This window comes from Leptothrix sp. (in: b-proteobacteria) (assembly GCF_965250675.1).
Lineage (GTDB): Bacteria > Pseudomonadota > Gammaproteobacteria > Burkholderiales > Burkholderiaceae_C > Sphaerotilus.
Genome location: NZ_CBDFPH010000001.1, coordinates 315,482 through 335,270 on the forward strand (window position 1 = coordinate 315,482; position 19,789 = coordinate 335,270).

General features: G+C 68.1%; 22 protein-coding genes. 12 read left to right on the forward strand and 10 right to left on the reverse strand.

The annotated features are described in order from the left end of the window. Positions 1 to 10 precede the first annotated feature (10 nt). Genes AC5IG3_RS01205 through AC5IG3_RS01215 form a run of 3 tightly spaced genes read right to left on the reverse strand, consistent with a single transcriptional unit; the run spans position 11 to position 3,251 of the window. The gene (locus tag AC5IG3_RS01205) at positions 11 to 1,213 is read right to left on the reverse strand and encodes an AGE family epimerase/isomerase (protein WP_491896993.1); all 1,203 of its coding nucleotides are present in this window, start codon (positions 1,211 to 1,213) and stop codon (positions 11 to 13) included. A gap of 16 nt (positions 1,214 to 1,229) precedes the next feature. Continuing rightward, a complete protein-coding gene (locus AC5IG3_RS01210) occupies positions 1,230 to 2,225 on the reverse strand; it encodes a Gfo/Idh/MocA family protein (protein ID WP_491896994.1) in 996 nt (331 codons plus the stop codon). Positions 2,226 to 2,261: 36 nt separating this feature from the next. Further along, positions 2,262 to 3,251: a LacI family DNA-binding transcriptional regulator gene (locus AC5IG3_RS01215; protein ID WP_491896995.1), complete on the reverse strand. Its 990-nt coding sequence runs from the start codon at positions 3,249 to 3,251 to the stop codon at positions 2,262 to 2,264. Positions 3,252 to 3,462: 211 nt separating this feature from the next. Between AC5IG3_RS01215 and AC5IG3_RS01220 the strand changes: the two genes are divergently transcribed. The 4 genes from AC5IG3_RS01220 (at position 3,463) to AC5IG3_RS01235 (ending at position 6,515) form a co-directional block, all read left to right on the forward strand. Further along, the gene (locus AC5IG3_RS01220; RefSeq protein ID WP_491896996.1) at positions 3,463 to 3,624 is read left to right on the forward strand and encodes a hypothetical protein; all 162 of its coding nucleotides are present in this window, start codon (positions 3,463 to 3,465) and stop codon (positions 3,622 to 3,624) included. Between the two features lie 168 nt (positions 3,625 to 3,792). Continuing rightward, complete coding sequence (locus AC5IG3_RS01225; protein WP_491896997.1) at positions 3,793 to 4,578, forward strand: enoyl-CoA hydratase-related protein; 786 nt, start codon at positions 3,793 to 3,795, stop codon at positions 4,576 to 4,578. Beyond that, entirely contained in the window at positions 4,575 to 6,134 is a 1,560-nt protein-coding gene (locus tag AC5IG3_RS01230) for a 3-hydroxyacyl-CoA dehydrogenase (protein WP_491896998.1), read from the forward strand. The genes AC5IG3_RS01225 and AC5IG3_RS01230 overlap by 4 nt, the downstream gene beginning before the upstream one ends. A gap of 120 nt (positions 6,135 to 6,254) precedes the next feature. Beyond that, the gene (locus AC5IG3_RS01235; RefSeq protein ID WP_491896999.1) at positions 6,255 to 6,515 is read left to right on the forward strand and encodes a hypothetical protein; all 261 of its coding nucleotides are present in this window, start codon (positions 6,255 to 6,257) and stop codon (positions 6,513 to 6,515) included. 24 nt (positions 6,516 to 6,539) lie between these two features. On the opposite strand, the gene AC5IG3_RS01240 is transcribed toward AC5IG3_RS01235, so the two are convergent. The 6 genes from AC5IG3_RS01240 to AC5IG3_RS01265 form a co-directional block, all read right to left on the reverse strand. Continuing rightward, positions 6,540 to 7,115 carry a YceI family protein gene (locus AC5IG3_RS01240; protein ID WP_491897000.1) on the reverse strand — a complete coding sequence of 192 codons (576 nt, stop codon included), beginning with the start codon at positions 7,113 to 7,115 and terminating at the stop codon, positions 6,540 to 6,542. A gap of 56 nt (positions 7,116 to 7,171) precedes the next feature. Next, positions 7,172 to 7,744 (reverse strand): YceI family protein, encoded by a 573-nt coding sequence (locus tag AC5IG3_RS01245; RefSeq protein ID WP_491897001.1) that lies wholly within the window; start codon positions 7,742 to 7,744, stop codon positions 7,172 to 7,174. Positions 7,745 to 7,778: 34 nt separating this feature from the next. Next, positions 7,779 to 8,345 carry a cytochrome b gene (locus AC5IG3_RS01250; protein ID WP_491897002.1) on the reverse strand — a complete coding sequence of 189 codons (567 nt, stop codon included), beginning with the start codon at positions 8,343 to 8,345 and terminating at the stop codon, positions 7,779 to 7,781. A 107-nt stretch (positions 8,346 to 8,452) separates the two neighbouring features. Beyond that, entirely contained in the window at positions 8,453 to 9,388 is a 936-nt protein-coding gene (locus AC5IG3_RS01255) for an NUDIX hydrolase (RefSeq protein WP_491897003.1), read from the reverse strand. Between the two features lie 4 nt (positions 9,389 to 9,392). Continuing rightward, a complete protein-coding gene (locus tag AC5IG3_RS01260) occupies positions 9,393 to 10,265 on the reverse strand; it encodes a ferritin family protein (protein WP_491897004.1) in 873 nt (290 codons plus the stop codon). A 78-nt stretch (positions 10,266 to 10,343) separates the two neighbouring features. Further along, positions 10,344 to 11,306 carry a MerR family transcriptional regulator gene (locus AC5IG3_RS01265; RefSeq protein WP_491897005.1) on the reverse strand — a complete coding sequence of 321 codons (963 nt, stop codon included), beginning with the start codon at positions 11,304 to 11,306 and terminating at the stop codon, positions 10,344 to 10,346. A 365-nt stretch (positions 11,307 to 11,671) separates the two neighbouring features. Between AC5IG3_RS01265 and AC5IG3_RS01270 the strand changes: the two genes are divergently transcribed. From AC5IG3_RS01270 to AC5IG3_RS01305, 8 genes are read left to right on the forward strand one after another with little or no spacing between them, the layout of a single operon-like run. Then, entirely contained in the window at positions 11,672 to 12,991 is a 1,320-nt protein-coding gene (locus AC5IG3_RS01270) for an NAD(P)/FAD-dependent oxidoreductase (RefSeq protein WP_491897006.1), read from the forward strand. Between the two features lie 19 nt (positions 12,992 to 13,010). Then, positions 13,011 to 13,802 carry a DUF1365 domain-containing protein gene (locus tag AC5IG3_RS01275; RefSeq protein ID WP_491897007.1) on the forward strand — a complete coding sequence of 264 codons (792 nt, stop codon included), beginning with the start codon at positions 13,011 to 13,013 and terminating at the stop codon, positions 13,800 to 13,802. Between the two features lie 43 nt (positions 13,803 to 13,845). Next, positions 13,846 to 15,081, forward strand: a complete 1,236-nt coding sequence (locus AC5IG3_RS01280; protein WP_491897008.1) for a class I SAM-dependent methyltransferase — start codon at positions 13,846 to 13,848, stop codon at positions 15,079 to 15,081. Between the two features lie 8 nt (positions 15,082 to 15,089). After that, positions 15,090 to 15,665 (forward strand): chalcone isomerase family protein, encoded by a 576-nt coding sequence (locus AC5IG3_RS01285; RefSeq protein WP_491897009.1) that lies wholly within the window; start codon positions 15,090 to 15,092, stop codon positions 15,663 to 15,665. After that, positions 15,662 to 16,933: an MFS transporter gene (locus tag AC5IG3_RS01290; protein ID WP_491897010.1), complete on the forward strand. Its 1,272-nt coding sequence runs from the start codon at positions 15,662 to 15,664 to the stop codon at positions 16,931 to 16,933. The genes AC5IG3_RS01285 and AC5IG3_RS01290 overlap by 4 nt, the downstream gene beginning before the upstream one ends. After that, positions 16,930 to 17,481: a DUF3833 domain-containing protein gene (locus tag AC5IG3_RS01295; protein ID WP_491897011.1), complete on the forward strand. Its 552-nt coding sequence runs from the start codon at positions 16,930 to 16,932 to the stop codon at positions 17,479 to 17,481. Before AC5IG3_RS01290 ends, AC5IG3_RS01295 begins: the two co-directional genes overlap by 4 nt. A gap of 7 nt (positions 17,482 to 17,488) precedes the next feature. Next, on the forward strand, positions 17,489 to 18,262 hold the full coding sequence (locus tag AC5IG3_RS01300) for an SDR family NAD(P)-dependent oxidoreductase (protein ID WP_491897012.1): 774 nt from the start codon (positions 17,489 to 17,491) through the stop codon (positions 18,260 to 18,262). Beyond that, the gene (locus AC5IG3_RS01305) at positions 18,259 to 18,717 is read left to right on the forward strand and encodes a nuclear transport factor 2 family protein (protein ID WP_491897013.1); all 459 of its coding nucleotides are present in this window, start codon (positions 18,259 to 18,261) and stop codon (positions 18,715 to 18,717) included. Before AC5IG3_RS01300 ends, AC5IG3_RS01305 begins: the two co-directional genes overlap by 4 nt. A 16-nt stretch (positions 18,718 to 18,733) precedes the next feature. Here AC5IG3_RS01305 and corA read toward each other — a convergent pair whose 3' ends face one another. Further along, positions 18,734 to 19,696 carry a magnesium/cobalt transporter CorA gene (gene corA / locus AC5IG3_RS01310; protein WP_491897014.1) on the reverse strand — a complete coding sequence of 321 codons (963 nt, stop codon included), beginning with the start codon at positions 19,694 to 19,696 and terminating at the stop codon, positions 18,734 to 18,736. Between the last annotated feature and the right edge of the window lie 93 nt (positions 19,697 to 19,789).

Genomic DNA, 19,789 nt, shown 5'->3' on the forward strand with positions numbered 1-19,789 from the left:
CCGTTCAGGCTCAGGCGTTCAAGGCGCGCAGCACGTCGTAGCAGGCGCCCATGGTGTGGTAATCGGTCTTGCCGGCGGGACTTTTTTCGTCGGAGTAGGCGCGGTTGTCGGGCGTGCGGATGCGATACCAGGCGCCGTGCTCATGGTCGATCATGTGCGCCCAGCTGTAGGCCCAGAGGCGGTGGTAGGCGTCCCAACAACGGGCGTCGCCGGTGCGCACGGCCAGCAGCGCAGCGGCGGCAAAGCTCTCGGCCTGGACCCAGAAGTACTTGTCGGCGTCGCAGACTTCGCCGCCTGGCGCAAAGCCGTAGACCAAGCCGCCGTGTTGCGCGTCCCAGCCGTGCTGCATGGCCGTGTCGAAGAAGTGGCGTGCGGTGGGCACGATCCACGCCGGGCGTTCTGCGGCGGGCAGATGGGCCTCCAGTTGCAGCAGCAGCTTGGCCCACTCGGTCAGGTGGCCGACCTGGTAGCCCCAGGGGCGGAAGATGTTGGTTTTGTCGTCGCGGTTGTAGTCCCCGTCGACCGACCAGTCGGCGCGGTAATGCTCCCAGACCAGGCCGCCGGCCAAGGCCGCCTGACGTTGCGTGATCGACTCGGCCAGCGTCAGCGCGCGGTCGAGGTATTGGCGCTCACGCGTGGCATCGAAGGCGGCGATCAACGCCTCGCAGCTGTGCATGTTGGCGTTCTGGCCGCGGTAGGGGCCGACGATCCAGTCGGGCGTGGCCTCGTCGGCGTAGAGGTTGTGGGTGGGTTCCCAGAAGCGTTGCTCCATCAGATCAAAGGCCGCCGCCAGCCCGGCGCGGGCTTCGTCGACGCCCGCCATCACCGCATGCGCGTGCGCCAGCAGCACGAAGGCCAGGCCGTAGCAGTGGTTGGTGCCATCCTGCACCGTGGCGCGGCTGCCGTCCCAGTCGATCTGCCAGGCGTAGCCGCCCTGCGGCTGCGCATGCGCCTGTTGCAGAAAGGCCAGGCCGTGGCGCACGCGGGCCTGGTCTTCTGTGCGCCCGAAGCGCCGCCACGCCATCGCGTGGTTGAAGACGAAGCGGGTGCTGCTGACCAGATGGCGTGTGCGGCGGTCGTAGACCGTGCCGTCGTCCTTGTAGAAGTGGAAAAAGCCGCCGCTGGGGTCGACGCAGCGGGTGTCGTAGAACGCCAGCGTGTGACGGATGTGGCCGAGCAGGAAGTCGGGCGATCGGAAGTCGGGCGGGGTCATGGTGGGCGTGATCGGTTCAGGGCGCCGGGGCGATGCGCTGGCGCTGGCCGCTGGCAGCGGAGGCCAGTGCGGCCAGGGCAATCGCCATCGAGCGTTCACCATCGGCGCCGCTGGCCAGCGGCTGGCCGTGGCCGGCGCAGGCGTTGACGAAGGCGGTGAAGCCGGCCTCGTACAGGTCGACCGGTGGCACCGAGAGCTTGTGCTCGCCGTCGGCATCGCGCAGCCACAGGCGCGAGGTGCCGGCCTGGCTGAGCGAGCCTTCGGCGTAGAGGCTGCCCTCGGTGCCCAGCACGTGCAGCCGCGTCGCGCTGTGGCGGGCGACGAAGCTCTCGTGCGTCTGTGCCAGCACGCCGCCTTCGAACTCGATCGTGCTCATGGCGCCGTCTTCGACCGGGCCCTGGCCCATGCCGTTGTGCTGCACGGCGGTCTGGATCGCGACCGCTTCCCGGCCGAGCAGGTAGCGCAGCAGGTCGGCGTCATGGACGAGGATGTCGAGCACCACGCCGCCGCCGGCGCCCGGCGCATCCAGCCGCCAGCCCTGCAGGTGCGGCGGCAGGTAGACCGCGTGCGAGACCTGCACGCCGTGCACCCGGCCGATGCGGCCCTGGGCGATCAGCGCGCGGATCTGCTGGTGCGCGGCCTGCCCGCGCAGGTGGTGGTTGGTGGCCAGCACGCGGTGGCGCTCGCGGGCGCGCGCCAGCATCTGCGCGGCGTCGGGCAGTGTCATGGCCAGCGGCTTTTCGCACATGACGTGGCAACCGGCATCGAGCGCGGCCAGCGTCTGGGCGTGGTGCTGTTCGTTGGTCGAGCTGATGTAGACCGCGTCCAGCCGCTGGTCGAGCAGCTCGGCCAGCTCGGTGTGCGCGCTGTACAGGCCCTGCTGATCGGCAAATTCCTGCGCGCGGGCGGCGCTGCGTGACACCACGCCGACCAACTCCTGCCCGGCGATCTTGCGCAGCGACGGGATCACCCGTTCGGCGATGTTGCTGGCCCCGATGAAACCCCAACGCATGGCGTGCTCCTTGGTGAATGGCTGTGAGGGATGCGGTTACGACACCGTGGACACCGTGCTCTGGCGCACGATCAGCTCGACCGGCAGGGTGGATTCCTGCGGCAGCTCGGCGCCGCGCAGGATCAGCTCGACCCCGGCGCGGCCGAGCGCTTCCTTGTCGACCCGCAGCGTGGTCAGCGGCGTGGCACCGAAGCCGGCGGCGGGAATGTCGTCGAAGCCGACGATGGCGATGTCCTGCGGCACGCGCAGCCCGGCGTCCTGGCAGACCTTGAGCGCAGCCAGCGCCGAGGTGTCGTTGTAGGCGAACACCGCATCGGGCCGCTCGCGCAGCCGCAGCAGCGCGCGCATGGCGGCTTCGGCGCCCTGGGTGGCGTCGAGGCCGGGCGGGGCGATCACTTCCAGATCGGGGTCGGCCAGCATGGCGGCCTCGAACAGCGCGCGCCGGTAGCCGCGCTCGCGCTCGCGAATGCTGAAGTGCGCCAGCGACCCGGCCAGAAAGCCGATGCGGCGCCGGCCGATGTCGATCAGATGCCGCGTGGCCAGATAGCCGCCCTGGGCGTTGTCGGGGTTGACCGACGCGCAGCCGGGCATCCAGGAGTCGACCAGCGCCAGTGGCAAATCCAGGCCGGCCAGCAGCTGCAGCAACTCGGTCTCGAAGTAGCCGGCGGCCAGCAGCGCGTCGGGCTCGTGCAGGCGCAGCAGGTCGCGCAGCGGGTCGGCCGGGCCGGCGGTCAGCAGCGTGGGCGCCACGCCGAACTCGCGGCAGGCCTCCTCGACGCCATGCATCACCTGGGCGAAGAACGGGTTGCCCGAAAAGCTGCTGTGGTGGCGGTGCACCAGGAACACCAGCCGCTGCGCCCGGCCCGAGCGCAGCCGGTCGCTGTCGTAGCCGAGCTGCCGCGCCACGGCGCGCACGTGGCGCCGGGTGTCGTCGGACAGGCCGCGCTGGTTCTTGAGGGCGCGCGAGACGGTGCCGATCGACACGCCGGCGGCGAGGGCAATGTCACGGATGGTGGTGCTGGTCACAGTGAACAAGTGTAGAAAGCGTGTTTCGTTTAGTAAACGGTGCTCGGTGCGATCCTTGTTGAGGGATTTCCCGCAGTTTTGTTTCGCTGTCAGACGAAAAACGCCATGAATTCTTGTCATCCGATGCGCAGGCCGGTCCGTTGTGGTCCTCAACGCCGCACTTCAGACGGCCTTTTTGAACAAGCCCATCGTCGTTTTCGGATTGACTGCCATGAATTACCTGCTCCGCACCGAACACCAGCCTCTGCGCCGCGCGCCCCTCCAGGAGCGCCAGACCGACAAGGGTCGCAAGCATGAGTCTTTCGACTACGGCCGCATCGGCTTCGATCAGCGCAGCGTCGCCTTCGCGCTGCGCATGGATCGCAAACGCTGACTCGCTGATCCACTGACTTTTATCCCCTGCACTCCGTCCCCCGGAGTTACCCGCAGGCGCGAGTTCCCCGGCTTGGTTTGAGAGTTGTCGAGCACTATCATGCATAGTGCCTTTTCATCAGGAAATATATTGCCTGATGCGACATCCATCGAAGCCAGGAGTGTGAGCTTGCAGACCCTCAAGATCGATCGTGACGCGCGCGGCGTTGCCACCGTCACCATGGCCCGCCCGGCCGTGTTCAACGCCTTCGACGAACAGATGATCGGCGAGCTGGAGCAGGCTTTCAGCAGCCTGAGCCAGGACCCGCAGGTGCGCCTCATCGTGCTGGCCGGTGAGGGCAAGGCCTTCAGCGCTGGCGCCGATCTGCAGTGGATGCAGCGCGCCAGCACCGCCACGCTGGAGTGGAACCTGCAGGACGCGCGCCGCTTCGCGCAGATGCTGCACACCATCGACACCAGCCCCAAACCGACCCTCGCCCGCGTGCAGGGCGTGGCGCTCGGCGGCGGCGTGGGCCTGGCCTGCGCCTGCGACATTGCGGTGGCCAGCACCGAGGCCAGGTTCGCCGTGAGCGAGGCGCGCTTCGGCATCCTGCCGGCGGTGATCGGGCCGTATGTGGTCAACGCGGTGGGCCGGCGCCAGGCGCGCCGGCTGGCGCTGACGGCCCAGCGCATCGGCGCGGCCGAGGCGCTGCAGATCGGCCTGGTGCAGCAGGTGGTGTCGCCTGACGAGCTGGATGCCGCGGTCGAAGCCCAGATCCGCGAACTGCTGGCCGGCGCACCGCAGGCCCAGGCCGAGATCAAGACGCTGCTGGCGCAACTCGCGCCCGGCCCGGTCACCGCCGAGGTGCGCGAGCTGACCGCGCAGACCATCAGCCGCGTGCGCGGCACCGATGAGGCGCGCGAAGGCTTCGCGGCCTTTCTGGGCAAGCGTGCGCCGAACTGGACGCAGTCATGAGCGCGGTGGTGAACACGTCTTCCACATCGCCCGTGCCGGTCCTGGTGATCGGTGCCGGCCTGATGGGCGCCGGCATTGCCCAGGTGGCGGCGCAGGCGGGGCACGCCGTGCGCCTTTATGACACCCGTGCCGGTGCGGCGGCAGCGGCCTGCGAGAAGCTCGCCGCCACGCTCGACCAGCTCGCGGCCAAGGGCAAGATCAGCGCCGAGGCGGCCCGCGCCAGCGCCGCACGCCTGGGCGTGGCCGAGACGCTGGCCGATGCCGCCGATGCCGGGCTGGTGGTCGAGGCCATCGTCGAGCGCCTCGACGCCAAGCGCGCACTGCTGCGCGAACTGGAAGCGGTGGTCGGCGCCGACTGCGTGCTGGCGTCCAACACTTCGTCGATTTCCGTCACCGCGCTGGCGAACGGCTTGCGGCATCCGGGTCGCGTCGTCGGCATGCATTTCTTCAACCCAGTGCCGCTGATGAAGCTGGTCGAGGTCGTCTCCGGCCTGCAGACCGCGCCGGCGGTGGCGCAGCAGATCGAGGCGCTGGCGCGCCACTGGGGCAAGACGCCGGTGCACACGCGCTCGACGCCGGGTTTCATCGTCAACCGCATCGCCCGGCCGTATTACGCCGAAACGCTGGCGCTGCTGCAGGAGCAGGCCGCGACGCCCGCGCTGCTGGACGCCTGCCTGCGCGCGGCGGGTTTCCGCATGGGGCCGTGCGAGTTGATGGACCTGATCGGCCACGACACCAACTTTGCCGTGACCGAGTCGGTCTACGCCGCCAACTTCAGCGACAAGCGCTACCAGCCTTCGCTGGTGCAGCGCGAACTGGTCGACGCCGGCCTGTTCGGGCGCAAGAGCGGGCGGGGTTTCTATGACTACAGCGCGGCTGTGCCTATCGCCACGGCAGATGCGGTTGTCACCGCAGAGCGGCCAGCGGCCGAACGCATCGTCGTCCATGGCCGGGGCCATGTGGCCGAGCAATGGGCGGCACGGTTGCAGGCTGAGGACTGCGTCTTCGAGCGCGCAGCGGCCAGCGACTGGACCGGCCTGCAGGTCGACCAGGCCCGGCTGGCGCTGACCGATGGCCGGCCCGCCACGCAGTGCGTGGCCGAGGGCGCGCCTGCCGACCTGGTGCTGATGGACTGGCCGATCGCCAGCGCGGTCGCGTCAGCGCCCTGGGTGGCGGGCACCCGCGTCGCGGTGAGCGTGGCCGCGCAGGCGGGCGAGGCGTGGATTGCGCAGGCAGCGCAATGGCTGCGCTGGGCCGGTCTGGCACCACAGCCGATGGCCGATGCGCCGGGGCTGGTGGTGGCGCGCACGGTCGCCATGCTCATCAACGAGGCCTCGGACGCCGTCCATCAGGGCGTGTGCGACGCCCAGGGCGCTGACGCCGCCATGAAGCTGGGTGTCAACTACCCCGCCGGGCCGTTCGAGTGGCTGGCGGCGTGCGATGCGCGTGCGGTGGTGCAGGTGCTGGATGCACTTGATGCGCACTACCGGGGCGAGCGTTACCGCGTCAGCCCAGGGCTGCGCCTGAGGGTTTGGCGTGATGTGACGCCGGTGTGAAAAATTGAATTTTTCACTTCAAGGGTGTTCGATTCAGGATAAAGTGATAAACGTCATTACCGCCAACCAAGCGCGCATGATGTTTTTCACGGTCGGTTTCGTTCTGCTCAAGGAGTCCGCATGTCGCCTCTTGCCCCTTCCACGCTGCTCCGGCTTCTGGGTCAACCTTCCGGTTGGATGCGCTTGCTGCTGACGGTTTTGCTGACGCTGAGCGTGACCGCAGGCGCCGTGATGGCGGCGCTGCTGACGTTGTTGCTGTTGCCGGCGCTGCTCCTGGGCATGCGTTCGCACCGCCCGTTGCGCATGTCCCGCCACACGCGGCGCGGAGCCCGTGGGCCGGGACTGGCCACAGCACTCACACCCCGCGAACGCGGGGTGTGAGCTTGACGGCCGAAGCCGTACTGATCACTGCTTGACGGCTTCGACCTGAACCACCAGACGCATGTCGTCCGAGAAGCCGTAGTTGATGCCGTAGTCAGCGCCCCACTGGCTGCGCTTGATGGTGGCTTCGAAGTCGCCGCCGCAGACTTCGCGCTTGACCATCGGGTTCATGTAGCAGTTGAACTTGTTGGCCTTGAGCGTGACCGGCAGGGTCTTGCCCTTCAGCGTGAACTGGCCTTGCACTTCGCTGACCTTGTCACCGTTGAAGACGAACTTGTCGCCGACGAAACGCGCGGTCGGGTACTTGGCGGCGTCGAGGATCTCGGCGCTCTTGAGGTGGCCGTCAAACGGACCGGTGCCCGTGTTGATGGAGGTGACATCGATGGTCACGTCCACTTTGCCCGACTTGCCGGCGCGGTCGAACTGCACCGAGCCTTCTTTCTTGTCGAAGCGGCCTCGGTTGGTCGAGGTGCCGAAGTGGTCGATCTCGAACGTCACGAAGGTGTGCGTCGGCTCGATGGCGTAGGACACGACTTCAGCCTGGGCTGCACCCGTGGTCAGGGCGGCAAGGGCGGCGAAAGCGAGCAGGGTTTTCTTCATGGAATGACTCCTTGGTGTGGGGTGAGGTAAAAAAGGGAACAGGAACGGAAAAGCGCTCAGAGCGCGCCCACGCCGCTGAGCGTGAGCTTGAACTTCACTTGCACGTCGTTGGCGACCATGGACGTGTCGGCCCAGTCGCCTTCGCCGATCTTGAAATCGAGCCGCTTGATCGGGAAGCTGCCCACCGCGGTGGTGATGCCGCCGGCCTGGGTCAGCGCCACCGGCACGACCACATCCTTGGTGGCGCCTTTGATGGCGAGCTTGCCGGTGACTTCGAACTTGCCGCCGCCCAGGCCCTTGATGGCGCTCGACTGGAAGGTGGCCTGCGGGAACTTGGGCACGTTGAACCAGACCGACTTGGGCAGCTCGACATCGGTCTCGGGCACGCCCAGCGTGGCGCTGTTCATGTCGATGCTGAAGCTGACCTTGCCGCCCTCGGGCTTCTTGGGGTCGAAGGCCAGCTGGGCGTCGAACTTCTTGAAGCGGCCGTCGACCGGCACGCCCATCTGCTTGCTGGTGAACAGGATCTCGCTCTTGGCAGCGTCGAGCTTCTGCTGGGCGAGTGCCGAGGCGCTGGCCAGCGCAGCCAGACCGAGCAGGGCGGCAGAGCGGATGAAGTTGTATTTCATGGTGAATCCTTTGAGGTGCGGGTCGGCTGGCGTTTCAGGCGCGGCCGATGCCCATGCGGGTCAGCAGGCCATCGCGGTCGATGAAATGGTGCTTGAGGGCTGCCGCCACGTGCAGCACCACCAGCAGCGCTAGCCCCTTGGCGCAGAGTTCATGGAAGGGCTTGATGACCTGGGCGAACTCCTTGTCCACCGCCATCAAATCCGGCAGTTGCAGCACGCCGAACCAGACGATGGGGAAGCCCGCCGCCGAGCTGTAGGCCCAGCCGGTCAGCGGCACGGCGAAGAACAGCAAATACATCAGGTGGTGCGTGCCGTGGTGGGCTACGCGTTGCCAAGCGGGCATGGCGTCGTTGATGTGCGCCGGCAGTGCCGGCGGGCGGTGCGTCAGGCGCCACAGCAGGCGCAGGGCCGACAGCACCAGGATCGTCACACCCGCCCATTTGTGCCAGTTGTAGAGCTTGAGCCGCTGGGGCGAGAACGGAAGATCCGTCATGTAGAGGCCCATGCCGAACATGGCCACGATGGCGATTCCCAGCAGCCAGTGCACGGCAATGGCTGTGCCCGAGTAGCGGGCAGCAGGCGGGGTGATGGTGGTTTTCATGCGGGCCGTCGAAACAGTTTCAACAGCTGCGGAGCTTATGGGCGCCTAAGCTGGATCAGGTTCACCGACCTTGACGCAAGCGTAGAAAAACACTGAATGACCGCCGGTCAGTGCCCGCCCGGCGTTGATGTCGACGGTTCGGTCAACGGTTCGCGCAGCACGGCGGTGGCGGCCTGCAGGCACGCGTGTTCGTCGGCAGGCAGCAGGCCGTGGCGCAGCGCGAAGTCGAGTGTGGTCAGGGCGGCGTCGACCGTCATTTCAACGCCCACGGCCAGCGCCAGCGCGTCGTCGATGCTCAGGCGCAGGAACTCGTGCACCTCGCCGTCCTGGTTCTGTGGCGTCAGGCCGTCGGGCATGGCGAGGTCGAAGACGTGCAGGTGTTCGCGCTGCAGGCCTTCGGGAATGTCGGCCAGCAGCGCGTAGACGCCGCCAGCGCGGGCCTGTCGCATGTGCACGGCCGCCAGTCCGGCTTCTTCCCAGCCTTCGCGCACCAGTGCCTCGAACGGCGTCTGGCCGATCGGCACGCCGCCGCCGATCAGGTTGTCGAGCCGGCCCGGGTCGGTGGCCTTGCTGTACGAGCGCCGGGCGATCCACAGATGGGTGGGCCGGCCTTGCGCATCGGCCACGTAGCCGTTGCAGTGCGCACCCAGCGTCAGCGTGCCCCAGAAGCGCGAGGCGGCGCGCTCGATGCGCACCAGCACCGCCGGCAGTGGGGTGCCGGGCGGGTGGGCGTCGAGGTCGACCATCGCGTAGGCCTCGTCGCGCCAGCCGGGCAGCAGACCGTCGGCCTGGCGCTGGCGGTGCAGTTGGTGCAGGCGCAGGGCCAGGTCTGCTTCGGCGGACTCGGGCCATTGCAGCCAGAGCCCGTCGGGCTGAACGCGGCTGCAGTCGCTCAGGTGCTGAGCCAGCCAGGGCAGGTGGGCGCGCGCCACGCTGCCTACGCGCGATGGTGCTTGAGCGCCGCGCTGCAGCCAGGCCGGCACGCGTTGCAGCGGGTCATGCCGCCGCACGCTTTCCAGGCAGGCCCAGCGCCGAACGCTCATCCGTTCAGGCTGGCTGGGCGCCTGCTGCGCCGGCAGCGGTGTCTGCCGCCACGCGCGCCATCATTTCCTTGCGGAAGCGGTTGAGCTCCTGCACGCTGGTGAAGCTGCGCTCCATCAGCAGGCTCATGTTGTGCAGGATGCGGTCGACCACCTTGCTCTCCCAGACGCTGTCGAACTGGATCTGCGTGTCCAGCCACGCTTCCAGCCATGCCGGATCGGGCAGGCGGCTCTGCACGGTGTCGCGCGGAAACAGCGCGGCGTTGACGTGCAGGTTGGTCGGGTGCAATGCCTGCGCGGTGCGGCGGGCGCTGGCCATCAGCACGCCGACCTTGGCAAACGCGGCACGCGCCTCGTCGCCGAACTTCTGCATGGCGCGCTTCATGTAGCGCAGGTAGGCGCCGCCGTGGCGGGCTTCGTCACGCGCCAGGGTCTCGTAGATCGCCTTGATGACCGGCTCGGTGTGCCATTCGGCGGCGCGGCGGTACCAGTGGTTGAGGCGGATCTCGCCGCAGAAGTGCAGCATCAGCGTCTCCAGGGCGGGGGCGGGGTCGAACTCGAAGCGGACTTCGTGCAGTTCGGCCTCGGTGGGCACCAGGTCGGGCCGGAAGCGGCGCAGGTACTCCATCAGCACCAGCGAGTGCTTCTGCTCCTCGAAGAACCACACGCTCATGAAGGCGCTGAAATCGCTGTCATCGCGGTTGTCACGCAGGAACATCTCGGTGGCCGGCAGCGCCGCCCACTCGGTGATCGCGTTCATCTTGATGGTCTGGGCCTGCTCCTCGGTGAGCGTGGCGGCGTCGAATTTATCCCATGGAATGTCGGTGTCCATGTTCCAACGCACGGCTTCGAGTTGCTTGAAAAGTTCGGGATAGAGCATGGCGAACACTCTCTGAAAGGGATGAAAAGGATTGTAGGAGCGCGTCGTGACACAAGTGTCACTTGCGGTCATGCGTGATCAGGCGCGGCCCTGGCGCCAGCGGCCCACTTGCTCGGTAATCTGCCCCAGGCCGCCCAGCAGCAGCACGCCGTCCAGGCCGCGGCGATGCAGGGCAGCATGGGGGCAGCCGGCCCAGATTTCAACCGATGCGGGCAACAGCGTGCGCAATTCGCCCAGTGCGTCGGCCACCTGACCGGGTTGGCCGGCAGCGGAAAAACTCAAGGCGACGATGTCGGCCCGGCAGGCGCGTGCCGCCAGGGCCAGATCCTGCAGCGGTGTCTGGCGGCCCAGGTTCATGCAGGCGCAGGATTCGACCGAAAACAGGGCCTCGGCCATCACCAGTGCCAGGCTGTGCGTCTCGCCGGGAAAAGTCGACAGCAGCACGCGCGGTGCGCTCAGTGGCGTCGGCTCGGGCACGGAGGCCAGTGCGGCGCGCAGCGTGTTCTCCAGCACCTCGCTGCACAGGTGCTCCTCGAAGATCTGCAACTCGCCGCGCGCCCAGATCTGCCCGACCGCCTGCACCAGCGGTACCGCCACGTCGGTCACGAAGCGCGCCAGGCCGACTCGCAGCAGGCTCTGCCGCAGGGCGCGGCGCAGGTGGCTGGGCTCATGGCTGCGCAGGATCTGCACCAGCTGGGCGGTTTCGCTGTCGGGTGCGTCGGCTGCCAAGTCGTACGCCATGCCGGCGTTGCCTCGGCGGACGGTGGCGCCGCCGACTGGCCCGCCCAGGCGCTGCAGTTCGTCCAGCTCCAGCGCCACCACGCGCCCAGGCCGGTGGCCGGCGTCCAGTAGGCGCTTGATGACGCGCAGCCGCTCGACCTGCTCGGGCGGGTAGAGCCGCTCGTCGTGGCGGTCACGCTGCGGCTGTGGAAAACCATAGCGCCGCTCCCAGGCGCGCAGCGTGTCTTTGCCGATGCGGGTGTCGCGTTCGACGGCGGCGATGTTGAGAAGCAGGCTGGAGGCGGCCGCACGGTCGTTCATGATGGACAGATCAACATTGCAACAGCGCTATTTTGTCATTTTGTCCAAGACAAAACATTGAATGAAGGTGATTTAAAGCTTAATATAGCTTTTATGTTTCAATTTGCCCAAGACAAATCGGGGCCCGATCTGAGTGGGTGCAGACTTGTCTGCATCCACTTCGCCCTGGGCTGCGTAAGGTCTCTTCACGGCTTTCCTTGCACGAACTGCAACAAACGACACCTACCCTTTTCAACCGCGCAGCCTGCCGTTCCGGCTGGCAGCCCCGCCTGAAGCGGCTCTTCTCCTCATCTCTCCCTCTTCTCTATTGAGCTTCAGGCCGCTGCGCGGTTTTTTTCTTTCATCCCGCCGTCAAGGTCTGAGTCATGCGACGCATAGCAATCATCGGGTCGGGTATTTCCGGCCTGTCCACCGCCTGGCAGCTGAGTGACCCGGCCGACCCGTGCCGCGTCACGCTGTTCGAGGCCGCCGACTACGTCGGTGGTCATACCCACACCGTGGACGTGACCCTGCCCGCCGTAGATGGCCTGCCCATCACGCAGGGCGTCGACACCGGCTTCCTGGTCTTCAACGAGCGCACCTACCCGAACCTGATCAAGCTGTTTGCCGATCTGGGCGTCGAGACCGCGCCGTCGGACATGTCGTTCTCGGTGCAGGCCGAGCGCGGTGCGCTGGAGTGGAGCGGCTGCGATCTCAACACCGTCTTCGCCCAGCGCCGCAACCTGGTGCGCCCGCGTTTCCTGGGCATGCTGTGGGAGCTGACGCGCTTCAACCGCCTCACCACCGAACTGGCGCGCAGCGGCAGCGAAGCCCAGCTGCAGCAGAGCATTGCCGATTTCCTCGACGAGCACCGCTTCTCCGACACCTTCCGGCGCTGGTACTTCCTGCCGATGATCGGCTGCATCTGGTCCTGCCCGACCGAGCAGATGCTGCGCTTCCCCATCGCCACCATGATCCGCTTCTGCCATAACCATGGCCTGCTGCAGGTCACCGACCGGCCGCAGTGGTACACGGTCAAGGGCGGCGCGCGCAACTACGTGCAGCGCATGCTGCCGCGCATCGCCGACCTGCGCCTGTCCAGTCCGGTGTACTCGGTGCGCCGCCATGGCACGGGTCAGGGCGTGATGGTGCACAGCCCGGCGGGGGCCGAGCACTTCGATGAAGTCGTCTTCGCCAGCCACTCCGACCAGACGCTGCGCATCCTGGGCGACGACGCCAGCGCCGACGAGCGCGCGGTACTTGGCGCCATCGCCTATCACCCCAACCGCGCCGTGCTGCACACCGATACGGCCCAGCTGCCGCGCCGCCCACGTGCCTGGGCCGCCTGGAACTACGAGCACGCCGCGCAACCCGAGGTCGAAGGCTCCGGCGTCTGCCTGCACTACCTGCTCAACCGCCTGCAGCCGCTGCCTTTCCAGCAGCCGGTGGTGGTGTCGCTCAACCCGGTGCGCGCGCCGCAGGCCGGCAAGGTGCTGGCCCGCTTCGACTACGCCCACCCGGTATTCGACCGCGCCGCCATCCACGCCCAGGCCCGACTGCCGGCGCTGCAGGGCCGGCAGCACAGCTGGTTCTGCGGCGCCTGGACGGGCTACGGTTTTCACGAAGACGGCCTGAAATCCGGCCTGGCCGTGGCGGCCGGCCTGCGTGCGCAATGGGCCGCCGGTGTTGAGCGGCTCGCCGCTTGAGCCTCAGTTTCAGCCTGCCATGACCGCGCAGACGCCATCGCCCGCCCACCTGCCGTTGATCGGCCGGGGCTTGGTGCGCCATGCGCGGCTGCGGCCGGTGGCGCACGAGTTCCGCTACCCGACCTGGTTCCTGATGCTGCCGATGCGCAGCCTGCGCGGGCGCAACGTGCCCGGGCTGGCGCGCAACCGTGCCGGCTGGGTCAGCTTTCAGGACCGCGACCATGGCGTGGGCGGTGACGACGCGTTGGCGTGGTTCGAGTCGCTGCTGGCCGAGGCCGGTATCACCGACGCCGACGGAGAAGTCTGGCTGCACACCTACCCGCGCGTATTGGGCTATGCCTTCAAGCCGGTCAGTTTCTGGTACGCGCACGCCGCCGACGGCACGCTCAAGGCGGTGCTGGCCGAGGTCAACAACACCTTCGGCGAGCGCCACTGCTACCTGCTGCATGGCCCGACGCTGGGTTGGGGCCGCGAGCTGCGTGCTGACAAGGTTTTCCACGTCTCGCCCTTCTGCGCCGTGCAGGGCGAATACCGCTTCCGCTTCATGCGCACCGCAGCCCGCGCCGGTCACGGCGAGCGCACTGTCGTGCGCATCGAGCACGACGACGCCCAGGGCCCGCTGCTGCAGACCAGCGTCAGTGGCGAGTTGCAGCCCTTGACGCGCGCCTCGCTCTGGCGCGTCAGCGTGGCCATGCCGGCGCTGACGCTGGGCGTGATGGCACGCATCCACTGGCAGGCGCTGCGGCTGTGGCTCAAGCGCGTGCCCTTCTTCCGCAAGCCGGTGCCGCCATCGGCCTTGGTCAGCCGCTGACCGTTCCGTTTCACCGCCCGATTGCTCCTATCGCACTATCGCCATGACTGATTCCGCCACCCGTTCCAAGCTCACGGCGCCTGCGCTGCCTGAGTTGCACCTCGCGCCCGCCGCCGCGCGTGCGGTCTTCAAGCTGCTGGAGAAGATCGAGCAGGGCACGCTGGAAGTGCAACTGCCCGACGGCTCGCACGCCCGCATGGGCAATGGCGAGGCGCCGCGTGCAGCCATCCGGTTGCACAACTGGCACGTGTGCTCGGCGGCGCTCAAGTCGGGCGACATCGGCTTTGCCGAGAGCTATATCCGCGGCGACTGGACCACGCCCGACCTGGCCGCGCTGCTGCGCCTGTTCATCAGCAACCGCGAGCGGATCGAATCGGTCATCTACGGCTCCTGGTGGGGCGCATTGCTCTACCGCGTCAAGCACGCCTTCAACCGCAACAGCCGCAGTGGCAGCAAGCGCAACATCCACGCGCACTACGACCTGGGCAACCGCTTCTACCAGCGCTGGCTGGATGAGACGATGAACTACTCCAGCGCCTGGTTCGACGGCGACCTGGCCCGTCCGCTGCCCGAAGCCCAGCACGCCAAGGTGCGCCGCGCGCTCGATGAAACCCAGCTGCAGCCCGGCCAGCGCGTGCTCGAAATCGGCTGTGGCTGGGGCGCGGTGGCCGAAGCGGCGGCACGGGACCGCCAGGCGCACCTGACCGGCGTGACGCTGTCGACCGAACAGCTCGACTACGCCCGCCAGCGCATGGCCGCCGCCGGCGTGGCCGACGCCGCCGACCTGCGCCTGCAGGACTACCGCGACGTGGCGGATGCACCGTTCGACGCCGTGATCTCGATCGAGATGTTCGAGGCGGTGGGCCGCACCTACTGGCCGTCGTACTTCGAGACCGTGCACCGCTGCCTCAAGCCGGGCGGCCGCGCCTGCATCCAGAGCATCACCATCCGCGACGACCTGTTCGAGCGCTACGTGCGCTCGACCGACTTCATCCAGCAGTACATCTTCCCCGGCGGCATGCTGCCCAGCGAACTGGAGTTTCGCCTGGCCGCCGAGCGTGCCGGGCTGGTGGTCGAGCGCAGCTTCGCCTTCGGCCCCGACTACGCCGAAACCCTGCGCCGCTGGCGCGAACGCTTCCTGGCCGAGGAGCGCGAGGTGCTCAAGCTCGGTTTCGACGTTGCCTTCATGCGCACCTGGGAGTTCTACCTGGCCTACTGCGAAGCGGCCTTCGACACCGGCAACACCAATGTCGTGCAGTTCACGCTGCGCCGGCCTTGAGGCCTGACATGCGGCCAGCCGTCACCGTTGCAGAACGCCGCCGCGCGCTCAGGCGGCTGGCCGGTGGCCTGTTGGCTGCTGCGTTCAGCGCCGTTGCGCAAGACAAGACCGCGCCGCCGCCCGAGCTGGCCAGCCCGCTGCCCGGCGTGCAGTTGCAGGGCCAGATGCGCTATCGCTGGTTTGGCCTGCAGGTCTATGACGGCCGCCTGTGGAGCGCCAGCCCCGTGCGCGCCGACGACTACGCCACGCGTGAATTCGCGCTGGAGCTGATCTACGCCCGCGCGCTGCGCGGTGTCGAGATCGCCGACAAGACGATCTCCGAGATGCGCCGCATCGCCGATTTCTCTGACGCCCAGGCCGGCATCTGGCTCGATTTCATGCGTGCGGCTTTCCCGGATGTGCAGCCCGGCGACCGGCTGCTGGGCGTGCATCGGCCGGGGCAGGGTGTGAGCTTCTTTCACAACGGCCGGCCGACCCGCACGCTGGCCGACGCAGCGTTTCCCTCGCGCTTCTTCGGCATCTGGCTGTCGCCGCGCAGCCGCGAGCCGGCGCTGCGCGACGCCTTGCTGGGCCTGGCCCAGTGAGCCGCGCCGGGCTGGCCTATGGCGCGCTGGGCCTGCCGTTGGCCTTCGTGGCGCTGCCGCTCTACGTGCTGCTGCCGCACCATTACGCCGAGCAGTTCGGCATGCCGCTGGCGACCCTCGGCGCCTTGCTGCTGGCGGTGCGCGGGCTCGATGCCCTGGTCGATCCGTTCATCGGCCGCTGGGCTGATGCGCTGCTGTCGCGTGGCGCGGCGGTGGCGCGGCGTGCGCTGGGCGTGGCGGCGCTGGTGCTGTTGCTGGGCTTCGTCGCGATCTTCTTTCCGCCTTTCCAGCCTGCGCACCAGACCGCTCTGCTGGCGTGGTGCGCCGCCGCGCTGGTGCTGACCTACCTGGCCTACAGCTTTTCCACCGTGCTGCATCAGGCCTGGGGCGCGCGGCTGGGTGGTGGCGATGCGGCGCAGAGCGGCTGGGTGGCGTGGCGCGAAGGCGCGGCGCTGGCCGGCGTGCTGCTGGCCAGCGTGTTGCCGAGCCTGGCGGGCCTGCCGGTCACGACCGGCGTGTTCGCCGCCGCGCTGCTGCTGGGCTGGTGGGCGCTGCACCGCGCGCCCAGGCCGGATCGGGCCGCACACGCGCCACATTCATCTCAGGACACCGGGCTCGCGCGCCTGCTGCAGCCGTGGCGGGTGAAGGCGTTCCGGCGCCTGCTGGGGGTGTTCATGTTCAACGGCATTGCCAGCGCGGTGCCGGCCACGCTGCTGCTGTTCTTTGTGCGCGACCGCCTGCAGGCACCGGCCTGGGAGGGTGGCTTGCTGGCGGCCTACTTTGCCTGCGGCGCGCTGTCGCTGCCACTGTGGGTACGGCTGGTGCGGCGCTGGGGCCTGAGCCGCTGCTGGGCGCTGGGCATGGCGCTGGCAGTGCTGGCGTTCATGGGCGCGGGTCGACTGGGCGCGGGCGATGCACCCTGGTTCCTGCTGATCTGCATGGCCAGCGGCCTGACGCTGGGCGCCGATCTGGCGTTGCCAGGCGCGCTGCTGGCGCGCGTCATCCACCAAAGCGGCCACGCCGGCGCCGATGAAGGCGCCTACTTCGGCTGGTGGAACAGCGCGACCAAGCTGAATCTGGCGCTGGCCGCCGGCTTGGCGTTGCCGCTGCTGCAGTGGGCTGGCTATGAGCCGGGCGCGCGTGACCCGGCCGCGCTGCAGATGCTGGGCTGGGCCTACGGGCTGCTGCCCTGTGGATTGAAATTGTTGGCGTTGGCGGCGCTGTGGCGCTGGCGCTCCGCATGGGAACCTGAAGGAGTCACGACATGATCAACATCCAACACTGGAGTCGCCGCCTGCGCTGGGCCGCGCTCGCCCTCACCAGCGCCGGCCTGCTGGCCTGCGCCTCGCCGCAGCCGAGCGACTACGCCGCGCAGACGCCGAAACTCGACCTGCGCGAGTATTTCAACGGCGACCTGGACGCCCACGGCATCTTCACCGACCGCTCCGGCCAGGTCGTGCGCCGCTTCGCCGTCAAGATGAAGGGCACGTGGACAGGTGACCAGGGCGTGCTGGAAGAGGACTTCGTCTACAGCGACGGCAAGACCGAGCGCCGCGTCTGGCGCCTGACGCGCGGGGCCGACGGCCGCTACACCGGCCGCGCTGACGATGTGGTCGGCGAGGCCCTCGGCGTGGCCGCCGGCAACGCGCTGCAGTGGCGCTACACCCTGAGCCTGCCGGTCGATGGCACGACGTACCACGTGCAGTTCAACGACTGGATGTACCTGATGGACAACAAGGTGATGCTCAACAAGGCCGAGATGAGCAAGTTCGGCATCCGGCTGGGCGAAGTCACGCTGTCGTTCTACAAGCGTTGAGGCGGCCATGTCACTCAACCCGGGCATCAAGGACTGGAACGGTCGCGTGGTCTGGCTGGTGGGCGCGTCCAGCGGCATCGGGCTGGCGCTGGCCGAGCAACTGGCGGCGCAGGGTGCGAAGGTCGCGGTGTCGGCGCGCCAGGCCGAGCCGCTGCAGCGTTTTGTCCACACCCATCCGGGTGGGCTGGCGCTGCCGGTGGACGTGACCGAGCCCGAAGCGGTGGCACGCGCGGCCGGGCTGCTGCGCCAGCACTACGGCCGGCTCGACCACGTGGTCTATTGCGCCGGCCACTACCGCGCCCAGCGCGCCACGGCCTTCGATCTGGCCGACATGCTGCGCCACCAGCAGATCAACTACGTCGGCGCGCTGCATGTGCTGGACGCGGTGCTGCCGACGCTGCTGGCGCAACGCAGCGGTCACATCAGCCTGATCTCCAGCGTGGCCGGCTTTCGCGGCCTGCCGCAGGGGCTGGCCTACGGGCCGACCAAGGCGGCGCTCATCAACCTGGCCGAGACGCTTTACCTGGACCTGCAGCCGCGCGGCGTGGCGGTGTCGGTGGTCAATCCCGGCTTTGTCGAGACGCCGCTGACGGCGCAGAACGAGTTTCCGATGCCCGGCCTGATCACGGCCGACAAGGCGGCGCAGGAAATCATTGTCGGCTGGCGGCGCGGCGAGTTCGAGATCCACTTCCCCAAGCGCTTCACCCGCATGCTCAAGCTGCTGGGGCTGCTGCCGCACCGCTGGTATTTCGCGGCGGTGCGCAAGGGGACGGGGCTGTGAGCGGCGCGGCGAACGTCACGCCGCGCCATGCCGACGCCCGCGTCGACCGGCTGGTGCGCTATTACGAAAGCCTGCAGCCGGCCGGGCTGGACGCGCTGGCCGAGGTCTACACGCCCGACGCCTTCTTCAAGGACCCGTTCAACGAGGTGCGCGGCCTGCCGGCGATCCGCGCCATCTTCGAGCACATGTTCACCGCGTTGCAGCAGCCGCGCTTCGTGGTGCGCGACGTGGTCGCCGAGGGCGACCAGTGCTTCATGAGCTGGGACTTTTTGTTCATCGCGCCCGGCATGGGGCCGCAGACGCAGACCATCCGCGGCGCGACCCAGCTGCGCTTTGCCACCGACGGCCGCGCCAGCTTCCATCGTGATTACTGGGACGCCGCCGAGGAGCTGTACGAAAAGCTGCCGGTGGTGGGCGCGCTGATGCGCTGGTTGAAGCGCCGGGCGCGCTCGTGAAGCTGCGCCGGGCGGATCAGCGCATCCAGCCCTTGCGGCGGAAGTAGATCAGCGGCGCGGCCACCGACGCGACCATCAGGCCGAGCGCAAACGGGTAGCCCCAGGTCTTGTCCAGCTCGGGCATGTGCTGGAAGTTCATGCCGTAGATGCTGGCGATCAGCGTGGGCGGCAGCAGCGCCACGCTGGCCACCGAGAAGATCTTGATGATCTTGTTCTGGTTGATGTTGATGAAGCCGACCGTGGCGTCCATCAGGAAGTTGATCTTGTCGAACAGGAAGGCGGTGTGGCTGTCCAGGCTGTCGATGTCGCGCAGGATCTGCCGCGCTTCCTCGAACTGCTCGGCGCTCAGCATGCGGCTGCGCAGCATGAAGCTGACCGCGCGGCGCGTGTCCATCACGTTGCGGCGGATGCGGCCGTTCAGGTCTTCCTCGCGGGCGATGGCGCCCAGCGCTTCGCCGGCGGCGCGGTCGTCCACGTCCTGCTTGAGCACGCGGGCGCTGACCTTCTCCAGCGAGTCGTAGATGCCTTCGAGCGCGTCGGCCGAGTATTCGGCGTCGGCGTCGTAGAGCTTGAGCAGCACGTCCTTGGCGTCCTCGATCAGCGCCGGAATGCGCCGCGCGCGCAGCCGCAGCAGCCGGAACACCGGCAGGTCTTCGGAGTGGACCGAGAACAGCACTTTCTGGTGCAGCACGAAGGCGACGCGCACGTTACGTGGTGTTTCACCATCGTCGATCAGGAAGTCCGAGCGGATGTGCAACTCGCCGTTGTCCTCCTCGTAGAAGCGCGCGGACTCTTCCAGGTCTTCATCGACGATGTCGTCTGGAATCGTCAGGCCGAAGCGCGCCTGGACCCAGCCTTTTTCCTGCGCGGTGGGCGCTTCCAGGTCGACCCAGACGGGCGCCACGTGCGCCAGGTCCTGCGGGTTGTCGATTTCTTCCTGGATCAGGCGGCCGTTGGCCAGCGTGAAGACGTTGAGCATCGCGAATGGAGGAGGGGGTTGGGAGGGACGGTCACCGAGCGTGGCAGCTGTCCAAGATCAACTCCGTGGCGATCGCAAGAGACGATTATTGCA